We start from the raw sequence: 24,697 nt of genomic DNA on the forward strand, positions 1-24,697 counted from the left end.
GATCGGTTTGTCAGACGCCTCGACGCAGACCGTTCGGCGCGGTCCAGTGCTCGCCCTCGGCCTTGATGAACCAGTCGACGGTCTCGGCGAGGCCGTCGGCCAGCCCACGCAGGGAGGCGGGCTCGATGCCTATGGAGCGCAGGGTCCCCGCGTCGGCCCGGACCGGCGTCGCCGGGTCCTCGCCGGGCCGCATGGGCAGGTCGACGATGGGCACCCGGCCGAAGCCCCGTTCGGCCACGAGGTCGATGACTGTCTCCGCCGCGTGCCGGATGTTGTTCGACTCCGTGGGGCCCACCTCGAGCACGTCGACGATCCGGCCGGCCGCGGCGGCTTCCAGGGCCGAGACCAGGCTCCGTGCCACGTCCCCGACCCAGACCATGTCCGAGACCTGGTATCCGCCGCCGTACAGCTCCACCGGCATGCCCGACAACGCCCGGCACACCGCCGCCGGCGTGATCTTGCGGACCTTGCTCGGCCCGAACGGCGCCGCGGCGAGCTGGCGCGGACCGTAGGCGTTGACCACCCGCACGCAGTTGACCCGCGTACCGCGCTCGGAGTTGTACATCCGCACGAACCGCTCGACCGTGGTCTTGGTGATCGAGTAGCAGTTGTTCATCGTGTGGTTGCCCACGCAGATATAGACGCCAGGCAGGTTGTACTGCGCGATCGCCTCGAGAAAGTTCAGCCCGCCGAACGTGTTGGTCTCCGCCGCCGGCCTCGGATTGTGGATCGTCTCCTGGGTGCCGAGGACGGCCGCCAGGTGGATGACGGCGTCGCAGTGCGCGGCGAGCTCGACCATCGCGGTCGCGTCGCGGACGTCACCGAGCATCACCTCCCACGGGGGTGCCTGTGCCCGCCGCTGACGGTCGAAGGTGACCGGCTCGTGTCCCCGCTGTGCCAGTTCCTCGCACACGTAGGTGCCGATGAAGCCGCTTCCTCCGGTTACGCCGACCTTCATGAAAGTCCCTCCCGCACTCGACGGCTGACGATGCTCGGTCCGACTCTGGCTGCGCGGCCAGGGCTGGTGACGAAGGCCAGCAGGTCGTCCGCCATCCGGTCCAGGGGCGGCAGGGCGTCCATGCGGCATCGCATGTCCTGGGCGCGACTGCGGTAGCCGGGGTCGCTCAGGACGGTGGAGACGGCCGTCCGCACCGCCGCCGCGGTGACCGAGGCGACGTCCAGCTCGACCGCGACCCCCAGGCGCGCGAGGCGGGCGGCGCTGGCCGGGTGATCCCCGAACAGGGGCAGGGCGATCATGGGCACACCCTCGCTGAACGCCTCCCGCACCCCGTTGAACCCGGCATGGGTGATGAACACGTCGCAGAGACGCAGCAGGGCCCGTTGCGGTACGAACGACCGCAGGTGGACGTTGGCCGCCCGCGCTCCTTCCCACTGGTCCGGGTCGTAGTCCGACCCGATCGCCACCACACCCGTCACCGGCAGTTCACCCAGGGCTTCGATGACCGCGTTCAACACGGTGGTGGCCCGGGGGTCGAAGCGTGGCGCGTTCATCCCCAGACTCGCCAGGACGAGGGGGCGGTCGCCCGCGTGCTCGGAGAGGCCGGCGGCGAGCTCGCGGTCCGCGCTTACGTCCAGCGAGGACGGGCGATAGTGGTGCGCGTCGCTCCACCGCAGTTCCTCAGGGTAGAAGATCTCGGGGATCAGGCCGATCCGGAAGGGGCGTACGGCGTGCCAGGGATCGTCCACCGCCGGCAGGTTGAACTCGGCCCGCAGCCGGTTGAGTTCCTGCAGCGCTCCGGGCTGGGCGCACGGTGACAACGGGGCGATGTCGACGGTTCCGCAGGGCACGTCGACGACTTCGGCCGCCACGTATCCGCCGAGTTCGGTGGAGTCCCGCAGTACGCAGTCGGGTCCCCACGCCCGGAGGACGTCCACGATGTCCGCCGCCTGCCGGCCCGTTCCGGGGGTGATGAAGGGATGCGCCCGTGGCGCCGGTGGCCCGCCGGACCGCCGGGGCCCCGGGCGTACGGTCGTCGCGACCGTACCGACCGCGGCCGCTCGGGCGGCCACCATCTCTTCCATGGACATCAGGCTGGCCACGGGCAGGGCAGCGAAACCCGCCTGCTCGATGTGGTCGACCACGCTGGGGCCCGACACCACGGCGACCTCGTGACCGGCGAGTCGGGCGACGCGCGCCGCCGACAGGACGCCCACCAGGTGACTGGGGTTCGGGTGACTCGTCATCGCGACGCGCACGTCAGAAGCCCACCATCGGCGCCGCGCCGGCACCGCCGCCGGAGTAGAGCTTCGAGTACACCGCCCGCAGGCTGGCGGAGTATCTCTGCCAGGCATCCGCGGTCATCGTGACGCTGCTGGCCGCTCGTTGGCCGAGCAGGACGGAGCCCTTGACGTCGAGGTCGGGGCGGTCGGCGACCGCAGCCGTGACCTCCTCGCCGGTCAGGCCCGAGGGATCCCAGGTGGCATAGAACTTGCCCTTGCTGAAGGCCAGGGGGATCAGATCGCCGGCCAGGTACTGCTCCCAGAGCGCCATGGCGACACCCGGGATGTGGGCGCTCGACCAGTCGTCCACCACCACGACGCCGCCGGGGCCGAGTAGTCGCCTCGCGGTCTCGATGTCGGCGCGCGTGGCCTCGTAGGTGTGCGCCCCGTCGATGTGCACGAGGCGGCATGACCCGGCCGGCACGACATCGCTCAGGTCGGCCGAGGGCCGGGCGTGCACGGTCGGCAGCCGATCATGGAAACGCAGGTAGTTCTTTTCGAAGTCGCCCCGCTGCAGGCCGGGATAGAATGCGGCGTTCTCGCGGTGGTTCTCCTCGCTGACCGAGGCGCCGGAATCAAACAGGTCGCACACGATCAGCGTCTCTCCGGGGCGCGGGAAGAATCCCAGCAGAATTGCGCTCTTCCCTTTATAGACGCCTATCTCGAGAATGTCGCCACCGTGACCCCGGCTCGCCTGGACGTCGTTGATCACGCAGAGGAGTTGGGCGTCCGTCGGATACAGCCAGCCCTGCACGTCATCGTTGGCCGGATCGCCGATGAACTCCAGATATTCAGTCACGCTCATGTCAGGCACCGATTCCCGTCGCGACGACATTCCATGTGAACTGACGCGGTACACCCGGTCGTTCATCGCAGGACCGGGGAGCAGAAAGAACCGGAATTGCCTTCCGCATGAGGGCGAAGTCTAAAAACGGGCATGTCGCCTGTCAACCGCTGCCTGTCAATATGCGATTCGTTCTGAAGCTCATTTAGAGCGGCGTTTTACCGGTGCTGTGTTCACTTCGTGTCGCCCCCGTCGCCGTGAGCCCGTGCTCGCAGGTCAGCGCCCTGCCGGGCAGGTTCGGCAGCCCCGCCCAGCCCCGGGCGTCGTCCTCGCCCGGGCCACCGCCCTTCGTCCCTCTACTGTCGGCGGGCGGGCCGGTAGTCCGGCCCGCCCGCATCGTCACCCGATCCCGTCGTCGGCCGCCGCGCGGCGCGCGTACGGCCGGATCGTCACCGGATCTCGGTCGTGTCCTCCTCGGACCGGGTGGTGCCGCGCGGCGGCGCCGACCAGGGTGACTCCCCGCCGGTGCGGCGCGGCAGCGGCTCGGTCGGCGTCGGGTCCGGGTAGCCGAGGCTCGGTGGGGTCGTGTCCCGGTCGGCCGCGCCGGTCGGCGGCCAGTCGGTCAGCGTGAATTCGTTGCGGTCCGGCCCCTCGGCGGGCGTCGGCGTCGGCTCGGCCACCGGTCGGGGCCACCGCCGCCAGCGCTGCCCGCTGAAGGTGGACACGACCAGCAGCAGGCCGATCAGGAAGAGCGTGCCGTTCTCCACCGGAACGTGCAGCGGCAGGGGGTCGCCGAAGACCTTCCAGCCGTCCGGGATGCGGTCGCGCACCTGGAAGGGCGCGGCGAACATCCCCACGTACGGGGCGGCCAGCAGCAGTCCGGCCACGAGCGGGCCGAGCGGTGAGGTGCGCAGCGTGCCGAGCAGGCCGAGCAGGACCCCGCCGACGGCGAGGTATGCGGCGGGCTCGATGAGATTGGCCGAGTTGGAGGTGCCGATCTCGACCCAACGGTCGACGGTGCCCGCCGACCCGTCCTGCCCGAGGGTGACCAGCACCCACGTGACGGGCGCCACCACCAACCCCGCGAGGAAGCTCCAGAGATGTCGCATCCGCGCACCGTACCGTTTTCGACATGACCGAGCACCTCTCCACCGCGCCGGCCGGCAAGCCGACCTCGTACTCCCGGGTCACCCTGAGCCGGATCATGACCGCCGTCGACGTCAACCTCTACGGCACGGTGCACGGCGGAGTGCTGATGAAGTTCATCGACGACGTTGCGGGGGCCGCCGCGGCCCGGCACAGCGGCGGTACGGCGGTCACCGCGGCCATCGACGAGATCGTCTTCACCGAGGCGGTCCGGGTCGGGGACCTGCTGCACGCGCACGCCCAGGTGAACTGGACCGGGCAGACCTCGATGGAGGTCGGGGTGCGGGTGGTGGCCGAGCGGTGGGACTCGGCCGAGAACGAGCCGGTCCGGGTAGCCACCGCATACCTCGTCTTCGTGGGCGTCGACCTCGGCGGCGTGCCACGGACGGTCCGGCCGGTGCTGCCGGAGAGCCCGGAGGACGAACGCCGGTTCCGGGAGGCGGAGATCCGCCGCGCCCACCGGCTCGCCCGCCGCCGCGCCATCCAGGCCCACCGAGCCGGCTGACAGGTGTGCGGAGTGCCCCTTCCCGTGCCGCGAAGGCCAGGTAAGGGGTGACTGGCCGACCCCTGGTGGGGGTGGGGCAGGTGGGTTGGCACGTGCGCCGACGGGGGTCGGGTGCGGAGAATGGCGTTCTGAGGTAGGGCAAGATGGCGTACGGCCCACTTCACAGTGTCGTGCGGGGCCAGGGGAGAGTGGAACAGTGGGTGACGTGCTGTGGACGCCGCCGGCGGACGTACGCGAGCGGTCCCGGATCGGGAGCTACCTGCGCTGGCTGCGTGAGCACCGGGGGCTGGACTTCGCCGACTACGACGAGCTGTGGCGCTGGTCGGTCACGGACCTGGACGCGTTCTGGCGGTCGGTCTGGGACCACTTCGAGGTCGTCGCGCACACCCCGCCGACCGCGACCCTGGCCGACCGGGGCATGCCCGGCGCGCAGTGGTTCCCCGGCGCCACGCTCAACTACGCCGAGAACGTGCTGCGGATGCCGGGCCGGGCCGACGACGACGCCGTGGTGATCGCGCACGGCCAGACCCGGGCACCGGTGACCCTGACCGCCGCCGAGCTGCGCGAGCAGGTTCGCCGGGTGGCCGGCGGGCTGCGCAGGCTGGGCGTCACCGCCGGTGACCGGGTCGCCGCCTACGCGCCCAACATCCCCGAGACGTACGTGCTGTTGCTCGCCACCGCCAGCCTCGGCGCGGTCTTCTCGTCCTGCGCCCCCGAGTTCGGCACCCGCAGCGTCACCGACCGGTGGCGGCAGATCGAGCCGAAGGTCCTCGTCGCCGTCGACGGCTACCGGTACGGCGACAAACCCGTCGACCGGCGTGCCGAGGTGGCCGCGATCCGGGCTGCCCTGCCGTCGCTCCGGCACACCGTCGGCATCGCATACCTCGACCCGGCCGGGGCCGGCGGTCATGATGCGGCCTCCGCGCCTCCAAGCGGCGCTCCGGACCGGATGCAGGCTGCGCCCGAGGGCGCGGTCACCTGGGCCGAGCTGGCCGCGCCGACCGACGAGCCGCTGGCCTTCGTCCCGGTGCCGTTCGACCACCCGCTGTACGTGCTCTACTCCTCCGGCACCACCGGGCTGCCCAAGCCGATCGTGCACGGCCACGGCGGCATCCTGCTGGAGCACCTGAAGATGCTGGCCCTGCACCACGACCTGGGCCCGTCGGACCGGTTCCTCTGGTTCACCACCACCGGCTGGATGATGTGGAACTTCCTGGTCTCCGGGCCGGCGGTGGGCGCGGCGATCGTGCTGTTCGACGGCAACCCGGGCCACCCCGACCTGGGCGGGCTGTGGCGACTGGCCGAGGAGACCGGCACCACGTACTTCGGCACCTCCGCGCCGTACCTGCTGGCCTGCCGCAAGGCCGGGCTGGTGCCGAGGGAGATCGCCGACCTCTCCGCGCTGCGGGGGGTCGGCTCGACCGGCGCGCCGCTGCCCGCCGAGGGCTTCACCTGGGTGTACGCCAACGTCGGCGACGCCCTCCAGCTCCAGTCCCTCTCCGGCGGCACGGACGTGTGCACCGGCTTCGTCGGCGGGGTGCCGCTGCTGCCGGTGTACGCCGGGGAGATCACCTGCCGGGCCCTCGGGGCAAAGGTGGAGGCCCGCTCCGCCGACGGCACCCCGGTCGTCGGCGAGCTGGGCGAGCTGGTGATCACCGCGCCGATGCCGAGCATGCCGGTCGGGTTCTGGAACGACCCGGACGGCACCCGCTACCGGGAGGCGTACTTCGACGTCTACCCGGGGGTGTGGCGGCACGGCGACTGGATCACCATCAACGACCGGGGCGGCTGCGTGATCACCGGCCGCTCCGACGCCACCCTCAACCGGGGCGGCGTCCGGCTCGGCACCGCCGAGTTCTACTCCGTCGTCGAGGGCCTGGACGAGGTCGTCGACTCGGTGGTGGTGCACCTGGAGGACGACGAGGGCGGCGCGGGGGAGCTGCTGCTGTTCGTGGTGCTCGCCGATGGCCTGGAGTTGGACGACGACCTGCGCAAGAAGATCTGCCGCGAGCTGCGCACCGCGCTCTCGCCACGGCACGTCCCCGACGAGATCCACCAGGTGCGGGCCGTCCCGCGCACCCTGTCGGCGAAGAAGCTGGAGGTCCCGGTGAAGAAGATCCTCACCGGCACCCCGGTCGACAACGCGGCGGCCAGGGGCGCCCTGGCCAACCCGGAGTCCCTGACGGCCTTCGCCGCCTTCGCCCAGCGCCGCTCGGAGTCGGGCTCCCCGACCCCCGCCTGACCCCGTAGATCATTCCAGGCCCCGCGAAACCGGCGCACGCCACGGAGATCGGCTCAGGTCAGGGTCAGGGTGACCCTCTCCGCGTCCGTGCGGGAGTGGACGCGGGTCGGGTCGAGGTTGGCGCAGAGGACGACGGTGGCGCCGGCCAGCAGCGGGGCCAGCAGCCAATCGACCGGGCTGGGGTGGGCGGCGGCGTCCAGCAGGACCCGGTCGCCCCGGGCGATGCCCAGCTCCGCCGCACGGGTGGCCGCGCGGGCCAGCAGCTCCGCGTCCTGCGGCCCGCCCTTCGGGTACGGGGTGAAGTGGTCGCCGTGCGCCCGGACGGCGAGCACGTAGTCGGCGAAGCCGGCGGGCACCTCGCGCAGCGGCTGGGCGAACGGGGCGAGCGCGAGCACGTACCGCTCGCCGGCCGGCCAGGCATCCGCCTCGGCGACCCGGTCGACGGCGGCGAAGAGCACCTCGGCCGGGCCGGGGCCGCCGGCCACGGTCAGCCCCACCGACCAGCAGCCGAGCAGCACGGCGGCGGTCTGCCAGTGCGGGGGCAGCAGCACCGCGGCGGACTCGCCCGGCCCGGTGCCGATTTCATCGACGAGCAGGTTGGCCGTCTTGGCCACCCAGTTGGCCAGCGTCGCGCCGGACAGTTCGGCGCGCTCGCCGGTGGCGTCGTCGTACCAGGTCAGCAGGGGACGGGTGGGATCGGGCGCGATCGCGTCGGTGAACACCAGGGCAATGTTGTCGGCCATCGGCGCGAACGATACGCCCCCCGCGCCCGTGCTCGTTGACATGGACAAGTCGGCGTAGCGTCGGGTCGCAGTCAGCGCCCGGACCTGGCTCCGGCGTAGGCTTGCCCGGAGTGTTGTTCCCCACAGATTCGCCACTGCAAGGAGTCGCATCGTGACCGCCGGTCGCCCGCCCCGCGTACTCATCGACGCCACGAGTGTCCCCGTCGACCGTGGTGGCGTCGGTCGATACGTCGACGGCCTGCTCGGTGCCCTCGGCAAGGTGTGCGGCCAGGGGGTCGACCTGGCCGTGGTCAGCCTCCGCACCGACCTGGAGCGGTACAGCCGGATGCTGCCCGGCGCGGAGATCGTCGCCGCCCCGGCCGCGGTGGCGCACCGGCCGGCCCGGCTCGCCTGGGAGCAGACCGGCCTGCCCCTGCTGGCCCAGCAGGTCGGCGCGCAGGTGCTGCACTCGCCGTTCTACACGTGCCCACTGCGGGCGGGTTGCCCGGTGACGGTGACCGTGCACGACGCGACGTTCTTCACCGAGCCGGAGCACTACGACAAGTCCCGCCGGACGTTCTTCCGCAGCGCGATCAAGACCTCGCTGCGCCGGGCCAGCCGGGTGATCGTGCCGAGCAAGGCCACCCGGGACGAGCTGATCCGCCTGCTCGACGCCGACCCGACCCGGATCGACGTCGCCTACCACGGGGTCGACCACGCCGCCTTCCACGCCCCGGGCGAGGAGGAGAAGGCCCGGGTCCGGGCCCGGCTGGGGCTCGGCGACAGCAGCTACATCGCCTTCCTCGGGGCGAAGGAGCCGCGCAAGAACGTCCCCAACCTGATCCGCGGCTGGGTCCGGGCGGTATCCGACCGGGCCGACCCGCCGGCGCTGGTGGTCGCGGGCGGCCAGGGGCACGACGACGACATCGACCGGGCGGTCGCCGAGGTGCCGTCGCACCTGCGGCTGCTCCGCCCGGGTTACCTGCGCTACGGCGACCTGCCGGGCTTCCTCGGCGGGGCGCTGGTCGCCGCCTACCCGTCGTACGGTGAGGGCTTCGGCCTGCCGATCCTGGAGGCGATGGCCTGCGCCGCCCCGGTGCTGACCACCCCGCGGCTGTCGCTGCCGGAGGTCGGCGGCGACGCCGTCGCCTACACCAGCGAGGACCCGGCCCAGATCGCCACCGACCTGGCCGCCCTGCTGGACGACGAGCAACGTCGATTGTCGCTGGCCAAGGCCGGTTTCGACCGGGCCAAGGAGTTCACCTGGGAGTCCAGCGCCGAGGTGCACATCGCGGCGTGGAGCCGGGCCCGCGCCTGAGGCTTCGACCGACGGTGCGTCCGTAGCGTGGCGGTTCGGGCATGATGTGCTGATGCTCTACGCCGTCATCCCGGCGGGCGGCAGCGGCACGAGGTTGTGGCCGTTGTCCCGTGCGGGCCATCCCAAGTTCCTCCACCCGCTCACCGGCACCCCCGCCTCCCTGCTCCAGGCGACCGTGGACCGGTTGGCCCCGCTGACCCCCCCGGAACGCACCCTGGTGGTCACCGGAGCCGCGCACGTCGCGGCGGTGGCGCGGCAGCTTGCCGGCCTACCCGAGGAGAACATCCTCGTCGAGCCCTCGCCCCGGGACTCCTGTGCGGCGATCGCCCTCGCCGCAGCGGTGATCGCGCTGCGCGAGCCGGACGCGGTGATGGGCTCCTTCGCCGCCGACCACCTGATCCGGGACGCCGACGCATGGGTGGCCACGGTCCGCGAGGCGGTACGTGGTGCCGAGCAGGGCCTGCTGATGACGGTGGGGATCACCCCCACCCGGGCCGAGACCGGGTACGGCTACCTGCACACCGGGGACCCGGTCGGGGACGGGCCGCTGCGGCCGGTGCGGGAGTTCAAGGAGAAGCCGGCCGCCGAGGTGGCGGAGGCGTACCTGCGCTCGGGGCACCACCTGTGGAACGCCAGCATGTTCGTCTGGCGGGTCGACGTGTTCCTGGCCGAGTTGGCCCGGCAGCAGCCGGCGCTGCACGCCGGGATCACCGCGATCGCCACCGCCTGGGGCACCCCGGAGCAGGACGACGTCCTCGGCACGGTCTGGCCGACCCTGCCGAAGATCTCCGTCGACTACGCGGTGATGGAGGGCGCGGCGACCGCCGGCCGGGTGGCGACGGTCCCCGGCGACTTCGGCTGGAACGACGTCGGCGACTTCCACACCCTCGGCGACGTGCTCCCGGCCGACCCGGCCGGCAACGTGGTGCTCGGCGCGGACGCCGAACCGGGTGTGCTGCTGCGCGACAGCACCGGCCTGGTCGTGGTCCCGCAGTCCGGTCGGCTGGTGGCCGTGATCGGCGTGCACGACCTGATCGTGGTCGACACCCCGGACGCGGTGCTGGTCTGCCCCCGCGACCGCGCCCAGGACGTGAAGGCTCTCGTCGACGAGCTGAAGGACCGGGGCGAGGAGAGCTACATCTGACCTATCCGACCCGGGCGGCGACCGGGCCGCCGCCCGGACCCGGGGCCAGCCCCGGGTCAGTTGGTTCGGCGGCGCAGTGCGGCGAGGGCGGGGGCGACGAGCTTGGCGGTGCCGCCGGCCAGCGGCTCGGGCAGCCGGTCCGGGGGGAACCAGCCGAGCGCCTCGGACTCGTCGCTGACGCGCTCCGTCGCGCCCGGCGGGGCGAAGACCGCGAACCGCACGTCGTGATGGAACGAAGCGCCCTGGCAGGCCACGGGGTGGATGTCCACGTCGATCGGGACCGGGTCGACGACCAGGCCAGGAATGCCGGACTCCTCGCCCGCCTCGCGCAGCGCGGCCCCGGCCAGCGTCCGGTCACCGGGTTCGCAGTGCCCGCCGAGCTGCACCCACCGGTGGAACTTGCCGTGCAGGCAGAGCAGGATCCGCTCGCCGGTGGCGTCGAGGACCAGCGCGCTCGCGGTGACGTGACCGGCCCGGTGCTGCCGGCCCAGCGCCGCCGGCCCGCCGGCCAGCAGGTCGAGGGTGCGGTCCCGGGCCAGCCCGGCCGCCGCGCCGGTCGGCGTCCACCCGGCGAGCAGGGCCGCCGCGTCGGCGTGCAGGGCCGCGTACGCCCCGGCGGCCGGGGCGCTGTCACGAGGGGTCACCAGGGGACCCTTCCTCAGGTCTGACACGGTCACACTCTAGGCGCGTGCGTCCGCTGCCTACCCTTGCCCCGTGACCCTGCGCCTCGTCGAGTTCGTCGTCGCCGGCAACGAGGCCAGCGACCTGCTGCCGGTGCGTTCCCCGGCCCTGCTCGCCGCCCACCGCGCCCGGCGCGGCTTCTGGACCGTCCTCGACGAGGGGCCGGTCGAGCGCTGCCTGGCCCTGCTGCTCGAACACGAGGACGGCGGGTGGTCCGCCCGGCACGTGGACGCCGACGCCGGCCCGGAGAACGGCCGCACCGAGGACGGTGAGGCGCTGGCCCACCACGACGGCTGGGTGTACGTCTTCGGCTCCCACTTCGGGTCGAAGGGCGGCCCGCTGCGCCCGCGCCGGGCGTTCGTGGCCCGGTTCCGCGAGGACGACGCCGCCGGCGGCCGGCTGCCGGTCCGGGTGGTGCGAAACCGGTTCCGGCTGCACCGCGCGGTCAACGACGCGCTGGCCGGGGCCGAGTTGGCCACCCTGCAGCCGGGGGATCGGGTGCGGGACCGGTTCATCGTCGAGACCGTTGCCCGGGGCACCGCCCGGGCCAAGGGCTGGGTGACCCGGCTCGCCGAGGGGGACCTGCCGCTCAACGTGGAGGCCGCCGCGTTCACCCCGGACGGCACCGCGCTGCTCGGACTGCGCTTCCCGGTCACCGTCGACGGTGACCCGATCCTGGTCGAGGTGGCGGGGGTGCCCGAGATGTTCGAGGCGGGCGCCTGGCCGCGCGCCCTCGGGGCGTACGCGCTGACCGGGGTGACCCCGCCGGGGGCGTTGACCGGCTTCCGGGCGGTGACCCCGCTGCCCGACGGCGGCTACGCCGCGATCGTCGGCTCGATCGACGCGCTGGGCAAGGGCTCGGTGCTGCTGGACGACCACCCGCAGGGCGGGCACGTCACCTCGCGGCACGTCCGGTTCCGCCTGGAGAAGGCCGCGGGGCATCTGCTCCCGGCCGAACTGGTGGCCGACCTGGCCCCGTTCCACCACGTGGAGGGGCTGGCCGAGGAGCACGGCCACTGCTGGTACGTCACGGACGAGAACCACCGGATCGCGCTCTGGATCGGCTGACCGTCCTCGCCCGGGTGAGCGGCCGGGTGGCACCCCCCTGCGGAACAACGGCCGCAGACCCTCGTGGTGCCGCCCGGCCGCCGGATCCTCCCCGGCCCCGGTGCCCCGGGCCGACGTCGAACGACGGACCGGCCCGTTGCGGGGCAAGCAGAGCATGCCGAAGTCGGGCCCGGGCCGTCGAGGTTTTTCAGTCCACGCTTAAAAATGGAGATAAGTGCCGTCCGGGTACAGTGCGAACGGTCAGCGGGCCCGCCCGCTGTCCACAGGCACGGGGAGCGCTCCAATGCTGAAGATCCACTTTTCCGCCGAGGACATCCTCCGTACCCGGGTCGCCCCGGGTGCAGACCCGCTCTGGGAACTGATTCTCAGCATGCACGTGCTCCAGGTGGGCCGCCAGGACCCGCTGACCTCAGGCTGGCGTCGCGGCGTCTCCCGGGAGCTGCGCCGGCACGTCGGCAAGGAGCACCTCCGGCTGCTGTTCGCGCTGAACCCGGGCTGGGGCTACTTCCCCGACTTCCTCACCCCGCACGACAGCGTCCAGGGCCTGGAGGCGGGGCTGGACGCGGTGCGGAGCACGCCCGCCCCGGTGTTGCACCGGGACCTCACCAGGGTGGTCGCGGAGAATCCCCTGCCCCCCTCGGCGGCGGCGCTGGCCCGGGGCGAGCCCGAGATGCTGCGCCACCTCACCGAGTCGATGGAGCAGTACCGGGCGCTGGCGCTCAGCCCGTACTGGCCCCGTATCCAGGCCGCGGTGGAGGCGGACCGGACGCGGCGGGCCCGGTCCCTGCTGGACCGGGGCATCGAGGGCCTGCTGGCCAGCCTCCGCCCGATGGCCCGGTGGGAGTCGGGGGTGCTGGAGATCCACGGCTACCCGAACAGCCGGGAGCTGCACCTGGACGGCCGGGGCCTGCTGCTGGTGCCGTCGTTCTTCTGCGCCGGTGTTCCGGTGGCGCTGCTCGACCCGGCACTGCCGCCGGTGCTGGTCTATCCGGTGGACCGGCTGGGCGGGCTCGCCCCCGCTCCCGGCGAGGGCGGCGCGACCGGCAGCGGCCGGGAGGCGCTGGCCGCCCTGCTCGGCCGGACCCGGGCGGCGGTGCTGGAGGCCACCGGCGAGGGGCGCACCACCGGCGAGGTGGCCCGCAGGCTGCACATCTCCCCGGCTGCGGCGAGCCAGCACGCCACCGTGCTGCGCAACGCCGGCCTGCTGGTCAGCCACCGGGACCGCAACACGGTGCTGCACACCCTCACCCCGCTGGGCCGCGCCATCCTCGACGCCTGAGCGGAACCGCCGCCCGCCAGCGTCCAAGGACCACGCGTCAACGCGGGGCTGGCCGTGCGTCAGAGGGCGAGCGCGGCGCTGGCCGTGCTGCCGGTCGGCGGCGGCAGCAGCGCCGACGGGACCCCCTCGGCGGCCAGCGCGGTGCGCAGGCGTTGCAGGTCCGTGCCGAAGCGCACCAGGTCTGCGGGGTCGACCGGGGCCGGCAGCTCGCCGAGCACCAGGTCGGTGGCCCGCTCCGGCCAGCGGGGCACGGCGGCGACCAGCATGGCGCGTACCTCGTCGTCGGTGACGTGGGTGAACACCGCGCCGGGGGCGACCACGCCGGCCACCGCGGCGATCGCCCGCCGCACGGCGGCCGGGTCGGCCCTGGCCTCGCCCGGGCCGTCCGGCAGCACCGCGGCGGCGGCCAGCCCGGCCGCCATCGCCTCAGTGGTGCCGAGCGAGAAGAGGTCCAGCTCGGCGTCGCGGACCAGCTCCCGTGCGCCGACGCCGTCGTCCCGGGTGGCCGTGAGGTAGCCGCGGACCACCGCAACCGGCACCTGGTCGCATTTGCCCTTGATCAGCTCCCCGGCGCCGGCCAGCTCGTCCACCACGGCCATCTCGGTGAGCTCGAGCTCGTTGCCGTACGGGTCGACCTCGCCCCGGTGGTCGCGGATCGCCGGCATGCCGGCCACCCCGAGCGCCACGTCGGTGAGCCCGTTGCGCCAGGGCCGGCCCATCGTGTCGCTGACGATCACCGCGACGTCCAAGTCGTAGCGCTCGCGCAGGGCCGCCCGCAGGGCCCGCGCCGAGGCGTCCGGGTCCTCGGGGAGCAGCACCAGCCGGGTCTTGTCGACGTTCGAGGCGTCGATCCCGGCGGAGGCCATCACGAAGCCGTGGTGGGTCTGCACGATCCGGGTCGCCCCCCGGGCGGCCACCACCCGAACGGTCTCCGCCGCCAGCACCTCGTCCCGGGCGGCCAACCGCTCCGGCCCGTCGGCCGGCACGTCCACCAGCCTTCCCTCGGCCTTGGAGACGATCTTGCTGGTGACCACCAGCACGTCGCCGTCGTGCAGCCAGGGCGCGGCGGTCGCGATCAGCGCCGCCAGGTCGTCGCCCTCGGTCACGTCGCCGATGCCCAGCACCGGCAGAATCTCCAGCCTCACGCCAGCTCCAATGCGGCCCGGACCATCGCCGCCGTCGCCGCCTCGTCCGTCATGAGCAACGGCACCGCCCGGACCGTCACGTCCGGCACCACGGCATCGGCGTCCTCGGGTGCCACGAGCCAGCCGTCCAGCAGGCCACCGGTGGACCGGCTCCCGTACAGCCCGCCCACCCCGGCGGCACTGCACTCGACGCCGACCACGGCCAGGCAACGGTCGGCCATCCCGCGCACCGCCGCGCCGCCGATGATCGGGGAGACGCCGACCACCGGGGCCGGCCCGTCCGTGACCGCCTCCCGCAGCCCCGGCACGGCCAGCACCGGGGCGACGCTCACCACCGGGTTGCTCGGCGCGACCAGCACCACGTCGGCCGAGGCGATCGCGTCCACCACGCCGGGCGCGGGCTTCGCGGTCTCCGCGCCGACGAAGACGAACCGGTGGGTCGGAACGTCCGCCCGGTGCCGTACCCACCACTCCTGGAAGTGGATCGCCCGCTGGCCGCCGGCGGGATCGTCCACCACGACGTGCGTCTCCAGCCGGTCGTCCGTCGCCGGCAGCAGGCGTACGCCGGGCTGCCAGCGGGTGGCCAGCGCCTCGGTGACCGCCGACAGCGGGTACCCGCCGGTCAGCATGGTGGTGCGGACGAGGTGGGTGGCGATGTCCTTGTCGCCCAGCCCGAACCAGCTCGGCTCGGCCCCGTACGCGGCCAGCTCCGACTTCACCGTCCAGGTCTCGCCGACCCGTCCCCAGCCCCGCTCGGGATCGGCGCCGCCGCCGAGCGTGTACATGACGCTGTCCAGGTCGGGGCAGAGCTTCAGCCCGTGCAGGTAGAGGTCGTCGCCGACGTTGACCACGGCGGTCACCTCGGCTCCCACCTCGCGGGCGTAGGCCCGGGCACCGAGCAGGAACCGGGCGCCCCCGATACCACCGGCGAGAACGACGATGCGCATGGCGTCCATCCTTCCGCACGCCCCGCCCCGAGGGCACCGGTGCCCGGGGAGACTAGGCTCACGTCGGCAACTGTCCGTTACCGCCTCCTAGGGGGAGTTCGTGACCAGCCCCGCCGAGCCCGCGTCCGGTGACGCGGCGCCCGCGCCACACCCCGCCACCCCGGCCCGCCAACTCACCAATCCGCTACGCGAGCTGATCGCGTTCGTCCTGCTCGGCGCGAACGCCGTGCTGCTCTTCGTCGGCCTCATCCGGCTGCTCGCCCCGACCGACTACAGCACCTTCTACAGCCGGGCGGGCAGCAGCTTCTTCTCGTTCGCCGGGCTGGAGGCGACCGTGCTGCCGGTGCTGGCCGTGCTGCTCGCCACGCACATCGCCCCGGTGGTGCCCCGAGCCAAGCTCATCACCCAGGTGGCGTTGGGCCAGTACGCCTTCGGCGCCGTGCTCGGCGCGCTCACCCTGCTGATCTGGACGGTGGACCGGCTGGCCAAGGCGGAGGTGCTCGACGCGTTCCTCGGCCTGCTCACCCGGATCGCCTGGCTGGCGATCTTCGCGACCGTCGCGTTCGTCGTGGTCCGGGTCTGGCGCGCTCTCTACTTCAGCCCGAAGCCCAAGCCGGCCCCGGGCATGTACGGGCAGCCGCAGCCCGGCTGGCCGCAGCAGCCGGGTCAGCCCGGCCCGCAGGGCGGCTGGGCCCCCCAGGGGCAGCAGGGCGGTTGGCCGGACCCAGGCCACCAGGCCGGCTACCCGGCCCCCAACCAGTCCAACCAGCCCAACCAGCCCGGCGGACAGTTCGGCCAGTACGGTCAGCCGGGCCAGCCCGGTCCGGCCGCCGGCCAGTTTGGTCAGCCCGGCCAGCAGACCCCGCCGTTCGCCCCGGCCCCGCAGTCGGCGCCGCCGTTCACGCCGCCGTACTCGGCGCCGCCGCAGTCGGCGCCGCCGTTCACCCCGCCGCAGTCGGCGCCGCCGTACTCGGCGCCGCCGTTCACCCCGCCGCAGTCGGCGCCGCCGTTCCCCCCGCCGCCGTTCGGCCAGCCGCCGTCGGCCGACCCGACCCAGGCCATCCCGCGTCAGCCCACCGAGGCGGGTGCGCCCGACGGGCAGCAGGACTCCGACAGCGACCGCACCCAGCGCTTCCACCGCGAGGACTGAACCGCCGCCGCCCTTCGGGTGCATCTGTTGTGTTGGAGTGGCAACAGATGCACCCGAAAGGCCCGGGTGGCCCCGCCCCCAGGACCCGGGCTGCGAGGATCTCCCGTGCCGCCGGGCCCGGTTTCTCCACGCGAAGCTAGGCACACGCGCGATAGCGGCGTATGTGAACCAGCGCATAGGCTGGATGGATGGTTGATCGCACGGAGTCGGGGCCCACCGCGGTGAGCATCCAACGGGCGTTGCGCCGGGCCGGGTCCGGGCGGGCGCTGGACGTCGACGAGGCCACCGCACTGCTCGCCGCCCGGGGCCCGGCCCTGGACGAACTGCTCCGCGTCGCCGGTGACATCCGCGACGCCGGCCTGCGTGAGGCTGGCCGCCCCGGCGTGGTCACCTTCTCCAAGAAGGTCTTCATCCCGTTGACCCGGCTGTGCCGGGACCGCTGCCACTACTGCACCTTCGCCACCGTCCCGCACCGGCTCCCGGCCGCGTTCCTCGACCGGGACGAGGTGCTGGCCATCGCCCGCGAGGGTGCCGCCCAGGGCTGCAAGGAGGCGCTGTTCACCCTGGGCGACCGGCCCGAGGAGCGCTGGCCGGCGGCCCGGGAGTGGCTGGACGAGCGGGGCTACGACTCCACTCTCGACTACCTGCGCGCCTGCGCGGTGGCGGTGCTGGAGGAGACCGGGCTGCTGCCGCACCTCAACCCGGGCGTGCTCTCCTGGTCGGAGTTGCAGCGGCTCAAGCCGGTCGCGCCGAGCATGGGGATGATGCTGGAGACCACGGCCACCCGGCTCTGGTCGGAGCCGGGCGGTCCGCACTACGGCTCGCCCGACAAGGAGCCGGCGGTCCGGCTGCGGGTGCTCGACGACGCCGGCCGGGTCGGCGTGCCGTTCACCACCGGCATCCTGATCGGCATCGGCGAGACCCCGGCGGAGCGGGTGGACGCGATCTTCGCGATCCGCCGCGGGCAGCGCGGGTACGGCCACCTCCAGGAGGTGATCGTGCAGAACTTCCGGGCCAAGCCGGACACGGCGATGCGCGGCATGCCCGACGCCGAGCTGCACGACCTGGCTGCCACGGTCGCGGTGGCCCGGGTGCTGCTCGGGCCGAAGGCCCGCATCCAGGCCCCGCCGAATCTCATCGCGGGCGAGTACGACCTGCTGCTGCGCGCCGGCATCGACGACTGGGGCGGGGTCTCGCCGGTCACCCCGGACCACGTCAACCCGGAGCGCCCCTGGCCGCAGCTCGACGAGCTGGCCCGGCGCACCGCGGAGGCCGGCTTCACGCTGCGCGAGCGGCTGACGATCTACCCCGAGTACGTCCGGGCCGGCGACCCGTGGCTGGACCCGCGCCTGTTGCCGCACGTGTCGGCGCTGGCTGATCCGGCCACCGGGCTCGCGGTCGAGGATGCCCGCCCGGTGGGCCGTCCCTGGCAGGAGCCGGAGGAGGTCTTCGGCGGCGGCCGGACCGACCTGCACGCCACCATCGACACCACCGGCCGTGCCGACGACCGGCGCGGCGACTTCGACAGCGTCTACGGCGACTGGTCGGAGGTGGCCCTCCAGGCCGACGCCAGCCTCGCGGGGGCGCCCCGGCCCCGGCCCGCCCCCGCCGGGGCGGCCCAGGCCGACGCGGGCCCCGGTGCCCCGGGCCCGGCCGGGGGCGGCGCTGCCGTGGGGGCGACCGCCGGCTCGGGCGACGCCGACCTGCGTACCGGGCTGCGGCTGGCCGCCGACGACCCGGCGGCGCTGCTCGACCCCCGGCACACCGACGCGGCCCTGGCGCTGTTCGCCGCCGACGGCCCGGCGCTGGACCGGGTCTGCCGGCTCGCCGACGACGTGCGCCGGGACACCGTCGGCGACGACGTCACCTACGTCGTGAACCGCAACATCAACTTCAGCAACGTCTGCTACGTGGGCTGCCGGTTCTGCGCCTTCGCCCAGCGCGAACGCGACGCCGACGCGTACCGGCTCTCCGTCGACCAGGTCGCCGACCGGGCCGAGGAGGCGTGGGCCGTCGGGGCCACCGAGGTCTGCCTCCAGGGCGGCATCGACCCCAAGCTGCCGGTCACCGGGTACGCGGACCTGATCCGGGGGATCAAGGCCCGGGTGCCGGGGATGCACGTGCACGCCTTCTCCCCGATGGAGATCGTCACGGCGGCGGCGAAGGCCGGCGTGCCGGTACGGGAGTGGCTCACCGGGCTGCGCGAGGCCGGCCTGGACACCATCCCGGGCACCGCTGCCGAGATCCTCGACGACGAGGTGCGCTGGGTGCTCACCAAGGGCAAGTTGCCGGCCGCCGCCTGGGTCGACGTGGTCAGCACGGCCCACGAGCTGGGCATCCGGTCCAGTTCCACGATGATGTACGGCCACGTCGACCACCCCGGGCAGTGGCTGGCCCACTTCCGGGTGCTGGCCGGGGTGCAGGACCGCACCGGCGGTTTCACCGAGTTCGTCGCGCTGCCGTTCATCCACACCAACGCCCCGATCTACCTTGCCGGGATCGCTCGTCCCGGCCCGACCTGGCGGGAGAACCGGGTGGTGCACGCGATGTCCAGGCTGCTGCTGCACGGCCGGATCGCCAACATCCAGTGCTCCTGGGTGAAGCTCGGCGACGAGGGCACGGTGGCGATGCTCGACGGGGGCTGCAACGACCTGGGCGGCACCCTGATGGAGGAGACGATCTCCCGGATGGCCGGTTCGGGCAACGGCTCCGCACGTAGCGAGGAGCAGTTGCGGGGCATTGCCGCGGCGGCCGGGCGACCGGCCCGCAAGCGGACGACCGCGTACGGCCGCCCCCGGCCGTAGCGGCGAGGGACGACGCCCTCCACAGTGCCGTTCACCACGTCCTGCCAGTGGGCGTCCATACCGTCTGATGGGACATGGGCACACCCATCGGCACGGTGGCCTTCGTCGGTGGATCGGTGGCTGATCCGCCGAAACGAGCAGGGAATCATGGGCCCTGCACTGATCCTCCGATCAGGTTCGACCGCCGTCTTCCGTCCACGATGTGGACGGGGTGCGGCCGGCGGTCCCGGCTCGACGGGCGATCGCGGCCGAGGCGCGTTAACCTGTCCCCCACCAAGATCAGCATCGTGGTGGGGCACCCCGTCGGGGCCGCCGCCGGCGCATCCGGTGGCGTCGGTCGGTGGACCGCCACGGCAGAAAACTCGGGCAACTCGCCGAGGAGGGCGTTACTCGTCCGGGGTCTGAATCGATAGGGCAGGTTGCGAGGTCGGGCGGCCGGAGTGGTCGCCCGGGGCGTGTCGGGAGGGCGACTCCATTATCAAGTCCGGCTTGACGGCGCACGTATTACACACGTGTAATTTGAATGGGGTTGTTCGCGCGGAACGCAACAAATCGGAACCGTACGGACAAGCACGCCTTTGCGTGGGGGGTTGCAGCGGCGACGACGCCGGTGCGCGACAAGGAGGCATCTTAGATGGACGGCCAGCTCGAGGTGGCCGACCTGCTCGGGAACGCACCGGAGTGGCAGGAGCAGGCACTCTGCTCCCAGACCGATCCGGAGGCGTTCTTCCCCGAGAAGGGCGGCTCGACCCGCGAGGCGAAGCGGATCTGCTCGCGGTGCGAGGTCAAGACCGAATGCCTGGAATACGCTCTTGGCCACGACGAGAGGTTCGGAATCTGGGGTGGGCTCTCGGAACGAGAGCGGCGCAAGCTCAAGCGGCGAGCCGCCTGAGCGTTGCCGGGCCGGGGCGGTGGGGGCCGCCCGGCTCAGGCAGTCGGCCCGGGACGGCGGGGGTTGCCCCGCGAGGCCCGCGGCCCGGCGACGGGTGGGCTCAGGCCAGCTCGTCCGGGTCGACCCCGAGCAGGTTCGCCACCTGCTCGATGATCACGTCGTGCACCAGGTCGGCCAGGTCCTCCCGGTCCATGGCCCGGAACTCCAGCGGACGGCGGTAGAGCACGATCCGCGGCGGCACCTCCTGCTGGCCGGGGCGGCCGGGCAGCAGCCGGGCGAGCGGCACCTCGCCGTCCTCCAGCACGTCGGAGTCGTACACGTTGAGGTCCGGCGGCACGTCCTCCACCGCGAACTCGACGCCGGCCAGCTCCTTCGCGAACCGTCGTTCCAGGGTCTCCACGGTATCCAGCACGAGATCGTCGAAGACCTCGGCCTTGGTCCGGGCCAGCGGCACCGTCGCCGGCACCAGCCGCCCACGCAGGCCCCGCCCGTGCCGGTCACGGTGGGCGCGCCGGCCGGAGCCGGGGCGGCGGTGTTCCGGACTGGTCATGCGCTACAGGGTAGCCCGGCGCGCGGCCCGGCCCCCGGCTGTGTCGCTCCTGCGGCGCGCCGTCCCCGCCCGGTCACTGTCCTGCTCGTCGGATGTTGCGAATTGTGATCTCGATGACGGGCGTGTCGCAACGCGAACCAGTGCGTCGGACCCGGTAATGGAGATACCCTCCCGCCGTGAGGTCACCACGGCGCTGCTCCCGAAACGCCTGCCCCCGGCAAGCGGTCGCCACATTGACCTATGTCTACAACGAGTCGACGGCCGTGGTCGGGCCCCTCGCGGCCTTCGCCGAACCGCACACGTACGACCTCTGTGAGCAGCACGCCCGCAGCCTGACCGCCCCCCGGGGCTGGAACGTGGTCCGCCACGAGGGCGAGTTCGAGCCCCCGCCGCCCAGCGCCGACGACCTGGTCGCCCTCGCCGAGGCGGTCCGCGAGGCGGCCAGGCCCGCGCCGCCCCGCCCTCCGGACGAGCAGCACCACCAGCAGTACCCCCAGCACCCGCAGACCGGCCGCCGTGGCCACCTCCGGGTGATCCCGCCCAACCACTGACCGCGCCGGGGTCAGTGGCCCAGGAAACGGTTGAACAGGGCCGCCCGGCGGGACGGCCGGCCCGTCCGCAGCTCCGCCCGGTCGGCGGAGAACATCACCTTCAGGCCCGCGTTGACGGCCAGCCAGCGCACCGGCTCCGGCTCCCAGCGCGGCGAGCGGTGACCCACCCACGGCAGGTCGGTCAGGTCGCTCTCCGCGCCCCGGACCAGGTCGGCGAGGGTACGCCCGGCGAGGTTCGTGGTGCCGACCCCGTCGCCGACGTACCCGCCCGCCCAGGCCAGCCCCGTCGAGGCGTCCAACCCGACGGAGGCCGACCAGTCCCGGGCGACCCCGAGCGGCCCGCCCCAGGCGTGACTGACCGGCACCTCCGGCCCGAGCACCGGGAACAGTTCGCCCAGCACCCGACGCAGCGCGGCGAAGACTTTGGGCTCCCGGTCGTAGCCGGGGGAGACCCGGGACCCGAAGTGGTACGGGGCACCCCGCCCGCCGAACGCCAGCCGTCCGTCGGCGGTGCGCTGGCCGTAGATGACGACGTGCCGGTGGTCGGAGAACGTCTCCCGCTGCGCCAGCCCGATCCGCGCCCAGGTCTGCTCGGGCAGCGGCTCGGTGGCCACCATCAGCGAGTAGACCGGCGCCACCACCCGCCGGTGCCCGGGCAGCCCTGGCGTGTAGCCCTCCGTCGCCCGCACCACCACCGGCGCCCGGACCGTCCCGGCCGGGGTCACCGCCGCCCCGGCCCGGATCGCGGTCACCGGCGTCCGCTCGTGGATCCTCACCCCGCGTCGTTCGACCGCCCGGGCCAGCCCGCGGACCAGCCGGGCCGGGTGCACCACCGCGCAGTGCGGGGTGTACGTCCCGCCGCGTACCCCCTCGGCGGCGCACCTGGCGGCGGCCTCGGCGGCGTCGAGGAGCACCAGGTCTTCGGGGTCGAGGCCGTGCGCGCGGGCCTCGGCCACCTCGGCCCGGGCCCGGCCGAGCTGGGCCTCGCTGCGGGCCAGCAGCACCGTCCCGCCGAGCTGCCAGTCGCAGTCGATCCCCTCGGCGGCGACCACCCGACCCACCTCGCGGACGGTCTCCTGCATGGCCCGCTGCATCCGTAGCGCCGCGTCCCGGCCGTGGCGGCGGGCCAGCGCCGGCAGCGAGGTGGGGAACAGCGCCGAGCACCACCCCCCGTTGCGCCCGGATGCGCCGAACCCGGCGATCTCCCGTTCCAGCACCGTGATTCGCAGCGCCGGGTCGGCGACCGCGAGGTAGTACGCCGTCCACAGCCCGGTGTACCCGGCCCCGACGATCACCACGTCCGCGTCGGCGTCCCCGCCCAGCGGTGGGCGGGGCGTCAGCGGCTCATCCATCGTGGACAGCCAGTACGACAGATCCTGATAACGCATCGCCGGCCGACCGCTACAGCCGTGCCCACGCCTCGGTCAGCACCGCGCGCAGGATCTGCTCCATCTCGTCGAACTGCTGCTGCTCGGCGATCAGCGGCGGAGCGAGCTGCACCACGGGGTCGCCCCGGTCGTCGGCCCGGCAGTACAGCCCGGCCTGGAACAGTGCGGTGGACAGGAAGCCGCGCAGCAGCCGCTCCGACTCGGCCTCGTCGAACGTCTCCCGGGTCGTCTTGTCCTTGACCAGCTCGATGCCGTAGAAGTACCCGTCCCCCCGCACGTCGCCGACAATCGGCAGGTCGTGCAGCTTCTCCAGGGTGGCCCGGAAGGCGTCCTCGTTGGCCCGGACGTGCCCGAGCAGGTCCTCCCGGGCGAACACCTCCAGGTTGGCCAGGGCCACGGCGCAGGAGACCGGGTGTCCCCCGAAGGTCACCCCGTGGGCGAACATGCCGGTCTCGGTGAGGAACGGCTCCATCAGCCGGTCGCTGGCGATCATCGCGCCGAGGGGGGCGTACCCGGAGGTGATGCCCTTGGCGGTGGTGATGATGTCCGGCTGGAAGCCGTAGCGGACGGCGCCGAAGTACTCGCCGAGTCGGCCCCACGAGCAGATCACCTCGTCGGAGACGAGCAGCACGTCGTACTCGTCGCAGATCTGACGGACCCGCTCGAAGTACCCGGGCGGTGGCGGGAAACAGCCGCCGGAGTTCTGCACCGGCTCCAGGAAGACCGCCGCGACCGTGTCCGGCCCCTCCCGCTCGATCGCCCGGCGGATTTCCTCGGCGGCCCAGCGGCCGAACGCCTCCGGCGAGTCGCCGTGCTCCGGCGCCCGGTAGAAGTTGGTGTTCGGCACCTTGATCCCGCCGGGCACCAGTGGCTCGAAGTCGCTCTTGATGCCGGGCAGGCCGGTGATCGACAGCGCGCCCATCGACGTGCCGTGGTACGCGATGTACCGGCTGACCACCTTGTGCTTGTTCGGCTTGCCGGTGCGCTTGAAGTACGCCCGGGCCAGCTTCCACGCCGCCTCGACGGCCTCGGAGCCGCCGGTGGTGAAGAAGACCCGGTTCAGGTCGCCGGGGGTCAGCGAGGCGATCTTCTCGGCCAGCTCGACGGCCCTCGGGTGGGCGTACGACCAGAGCGGGAAGTACGCCAGCTCGCCGGCCTGTTTGGCGGCGGCCTCGGCCAGCTCGGTGCGGCCGTGCCCGGCCTGGACGACGAAGAGCCCGGCGAGCCCGTCGAGGTAGCGGCGGCCCTGGGAGTCCCACACGTACGCGCCCTCGCCGCGAACGATCGTCGGCACCTCGCCGGCGGAGTAGCTGGCCATCCGGGTGAAGTGCATCCAGAGGTGGTCGGTCGCGTTGGCCATGTCAGCCCCATCAGGTCTCGGGGCCGGTCAGGGGTGGCACCGGCCGCTCTGCCCACGGTTATCCCACAGCCCTGACCGGTAAAGCAAGTGGGATCGGTGGCACTAAAGGCCTACAGCAACGGAATCAGCGAGTGGTTACGCCATGTGCAACGGAATCCGCATCATGAACTGGCGCTCGGATTCCCACCGGCCACCCCGGCCCCTGGTGCCAACGCTCCCGTCGTCGGTTCCGTCGGTTCCGTCGGTTCCGCGGGTTCCGTCGGCTTGATCGGGGATAGCGGGGAATCGCGCGGCCCCTCGGGAGCCGTCCGCGACGCCACGCTGCGCCTGCCTCGAATGGGCGGGACCCTTGCGGGGTCGGCGCGGTCGTCGCTGCCCTGCGGCATTGCCTCGTTGGCGCTGCTGCTCTTGGCTGGCGCTGCCGCTTCTGACCGACGGTGGTCCCTGGCGCGGTGCACGAGGTCGCCAGTGCCCTATGGAGCTGCCCCGTTTGCGCTACCGCTGCTGGGCGGTGGTGCCACGGTGGGCAGGGTGGTTCGTCGCCTTGTGGAGTTGCCCCGTTGGCGCTACCGGCCGCTGCACGGTGGCATCCTGCCCGGTGCCCGGTGCCCGGTGCCCGGTGCCCGGTGCCCGGTGCCCGGTGCCCGGTGCCCGGTGCGACTCGCCGAGCCGAGGAGTTCGATGCGGGGTCGGGGCGGGATCGGGGCGGAGGGCTTTTCGCGCCGCGCTGGCGGTAGCGCCAACGGGGCAGCTCCAAAGGGCCCGTAGGGGACTCCCGAT

Annotated in this window: 21 protein-coding genes; 10 read left to right on the forward strand and 11 right to left on the reverse strand. The window is 73.2% G+C overall.

The features are described from left to right. Positions 1–10: 10 nt before the first annotated feature. The 4 genes from ACQPZO_RS05155 to ACQPZO_RS05170 form a co-directional block, all read right to left on the reverse strand. Entirely contained in the window at positions 11–958 is a 948-nt protein-coding gene (locus ACQPZO_RS05155; protein WP_433347500.1) for an NAD-dependent epimerase/dehydratase family protein, read from the reverse strand. Next, on the reverse strand, positions 955–2,205 hold the full coding sequence (locus ACQPZO_RS05160; protein WP_433347502.1) for a glycosyltransferase: 1,251 nt from the start codon (positions 2,203–2,205) through the stop codon (positions 955–957). The genes ACQPZO_RS05155 and ACQPZO_RS05160 overlap by 4 nt, the downstream gene beginning before the upstream one ends. A 13-nt stretch (positions 2,206–2,218) precedes the next feature. Beyond that, the gene (locus tag ACQPZO_RS05165; protein WP_433347504.1) at positions 2,219–3,046 is read right to left on the reverse strand and encodes a class I SAM-dependent methyltransferase; all 828 of its coding nucleotides are present in this window, start codon (positions 3,044–3,046) and stop codon (positions 2,219–2,221) included. Between the two features lie 428 nt (positions 3,047–3,474). Further along, a complete protein-coding gene (locus ACQPZO_RS05170) occupies positions 3,475–4,134 on the reverse strand; it encodes a hypothetical protein (protein ID WP_433347506.1) in 660 nt (219 codons plus the stop codon). Positions 4,135–4,157: 23 nt separating this feature from the next. Here ACQPZO_RS05170 and ACQPZO_RS05175 point away from each other — a divergent pair, with 23 nt between their 5' ends. Continuing rightward, positions 4,158–4,676: an acyl-CoA thioesterase gene (locus ACQPZO_RS05175; protein ID WP_433347508.1), complete on the forward strand. Its 519-nt coding sequence runs from the start codon at positions 4,158–4,160 to the stop codon at positions 4,674–4,676. Positions 4,677–4,872: 196 nt separating this feature from the next. Continuing rightward, positions 4,873–6,918, forward strand: coding sequence for an acetoacetate--CoA ligase (locus ACQPZO_RS05180; RefSeq protein WP_433347510.1), 2,046 nt, complete (start codon positions 4,873–4,875; stop codon positions 6,916–6,918). Between the two features lie 53 nt (positions 6,919–6,971). On the opposite strand, the gene ACQPZO_RS05185 is transcribed toward ACQPZO_RS05180, so the two are convergent. Beyond that, a complete protein-coding gene (locus ACQPZO_RS05185) occupies positions 6,972–7,661 on the reverse strand; it encodes a TIGR03089 family protein (protein WP_433347512.1) in 690 nt (229 codons plus the stop codon). Positions 7,662–7,812: 151 nt separating this feature from the next. On the opposite strand from ACQPZO_RS05185, the gene ACQPZO_RS05190 reads away from it, so the two are divergent. Both ACQPZO_RS05190 and ACQPZO_RS05195 read left to right on the forward strand, forming a co-directional pair. Next, positions 7,813–8,958: a glycosyltransferase family 4 protein gene (locus ACQPZO_RS05190; protein ID WP_433347514.1), complete on the forward strand. Its 1,146-nt coding sequence runs from the start codon at positions 7,813–7,815 to the stop codon at positions 8,956–8,958. A 52-nt stretch (positions 8,959–9,010) separates the two neighbouring features. Then, complete coding sequence (locus ACQPZO_RS05195; RefSeq protein ID WP_433347516.1) at positions 9,011–10,102, forward strand: mannose-1-phosphate guanylyltransferase; 1,092 nt, start codon at positions 9,011–9,013, stop codon at positions 10,100–10,102. Positions 10,103–10,158: 56 nt separating this feature from the next. On the opposite strand, the gene ACQPZO_RS05200 is transcribed toward ACQPZO_RS05195, so the two are convergent. Continuing rightward, the gene (locus ACQPZO_RS05200; protein WP_433347518.1) at positions 10,159–10,746 is read right to left on the reverse strand and encodes an NUDIX hydrolase; all 588 of its coding nucleotides are present in this window, start codon (positions 10,744–10,746) and stop codon (positions 10,159–10,161) included. Between the two features lie 70 nt (positions 10,747–10,816). Between ACQPZO_RS05200 and ACQPZO_RS05205 the strand changes: the two genes are divergently transcribed. Both ACQPZO_RS05205 and ACQPZO_RS05210 read left to right on the forward strand, forming a co-directional pair. After that, the gene (locus tag ACQPZO_RS05205) at positions 10,817–11,851 is read left to right on the forward strand and encodes a hypothetical protein (RefSeq protein ID WP_433347520.1); all 1,035 of its coding nucleotides are present in this window, start codon (positions 10,817–10,819) and stop codon (positions 11,849–11,851) included. 283 nt (positions 11,852–12,134) lie between these two features. Then, positions 12,135–13,130: a helix-turn-helix domain-containing protein gene (locus ACQPZO_RS05210; RefSeq protein ID WP_433347522.1), complete on the forward strand. Its 996-nt coding sequence runs from the start codon at positions 12,135–12,137 to the stop codon at positions 13,128–13,130. A 59-nt stretch (positions 13,131–13,189) separates the two neighbouring features. Here the strand turns inward: ACQPZO_RS05210 and ACQPZO_RS05215 are convergent, their stop codons facing one another. Continuing rightward, positions 13,190–14,275, reverse strand: a complete 1,086-nt coding sequence (locus tag ACQPZO_RS05215) for a coenzyme F420-0:L-glutamate ligase (RefSeq protein ID WP_433347524.1) — start codon at positions 14,273–14,275, stop codon at positions 13,190–13,192. After that, positions 14,272–15,222 carry a 2-phospho-L-lactate transferase gene (gene cofD, locus ACQPZO_RS05220; RefSeq protein ID WP_433347526.1) on the reverse strand — a complete coding sequence of 317 codons (951 nt, stop codon included), beginning with the start codon at positions 15,220–15,222 and terminating at the stop codon, positions 14,272–14,274. The genes ACQPZO_RS05215 and cofD overlap by 4 nt, the downstream gene beginning before the upstream one ends. A 100-nt stretch (positions 15,223–15,322) precedes the next feature. Between cofD and ACQPZO_RS05225 the strand changes: the two genes are divergently transcribed. The 3 genes from ACQPZO_RS05225 (at position 15,323) to ACQPZO_RS05235 (ending at position 20,068) form a co-directional block, all read left to right on the forward strand. Next, entirely contained in the window at positions 15,323–16,372 is a 1,050-nt protein-coding gene (locus ACQPZO_RS05225; protein WP_433347528.1) for a hypothetical protein, read from the forward strand. Positions 16,373–16,560: 188 nt separating this feature from the next. Then, the gene (locus ACQPZO_RS05230; protein ID WP_433347530.1) at positions 16,561–19,176 is read left to right on the forward strand and encodes a bifunctional FO biosynthesis protein CofGH; all 2,616 of its coding nucleotides are present in this window, start codon (positions 16,561–16,563) and stop codon (positions 19,174–19,176) included. Positions 19,177–19,810: 634 nt separating this feature from the next. Next, positions 19,811–20,068, forward strand: coding sequence for a WhiB family transcriptional regulator (locus tag ACQPZO_RS05235; protein WP_007074725.1), 258 nt, complete (start codon positions 19,811–19,813; stop codon positions 20,066–20,068). Between the two features lie 100 nt (positions 20,069–20,168). Here the strand turns inward: ACQPZO_RS05235 and ACQPZO_RS05240 are convergent, their stop codons facing one another. Continuing rightward, the gene (locus ACQPZO_RS05240; RefSeq protein ID WP_387020101.1) at positions 20,169–20,618 is read right to left on the reverse strand and encodes a metallopeptidase family protein; all 450 of its coding nucleotides are present in this window, start codon (positions 20,616–20,618) and stop codon (positions 20,169–20,171) included. Positions 20,619–20,794: 176 nt separating this feature from the next. On the opposite strand from ACQPZO_RS05240, the gene ACQPZO_RS05245 reads away from it, so the two are divergent. Then, on the forward strand, positions 20,795–21,169 hold the full coding sequence (locus ACQPZO_RS05245) for a DUF3499 domain-containing protein (RefSeq protein ID WP_161687239.1): 375 nt from the start codon (positions 20,795–20,797) through the stop codon (positions 21,167–21,169). Between the two features lie 11 nt (positions 21,170–21,180). Here ACQPZO_RS05245 and ACQPZO_RS05250 read toward each other — a convergent pair whose 3' ends face one another. Next, entirely contained in the window at positions 21,181–22,557 is a 1,377-nt protein-coding gene (locus ACQPZO_RS05250) for an NAD(P)/FAD-dependent oxidoreductase (protein ID WP_433347533.1), read from the reverse strand. Between the two features lie 13 nt (positions 22,558–22,570). Continuing rightward, positions 22,571–23,917, reverse strand: coding sequence for an aspartate aminotransferase family protein (locus ACQPZO_RS05255; protein ID WP_433347535.1), 1,347 nt, complete (start codon positions 23,915–23,917; stop codon positions 22,571–22,573). Between the last annotated feature and the right edge of the window lie 780 nt (positions 23,918–24,697).

The organism is Micromonospora sp. CA-111912, assembly GCF_050948415.1.
GTDB lineage: Bacteria > Actinomycetota > Actinomycetes > Mycobacteriales > Micromonosporaceae > Micromonospora.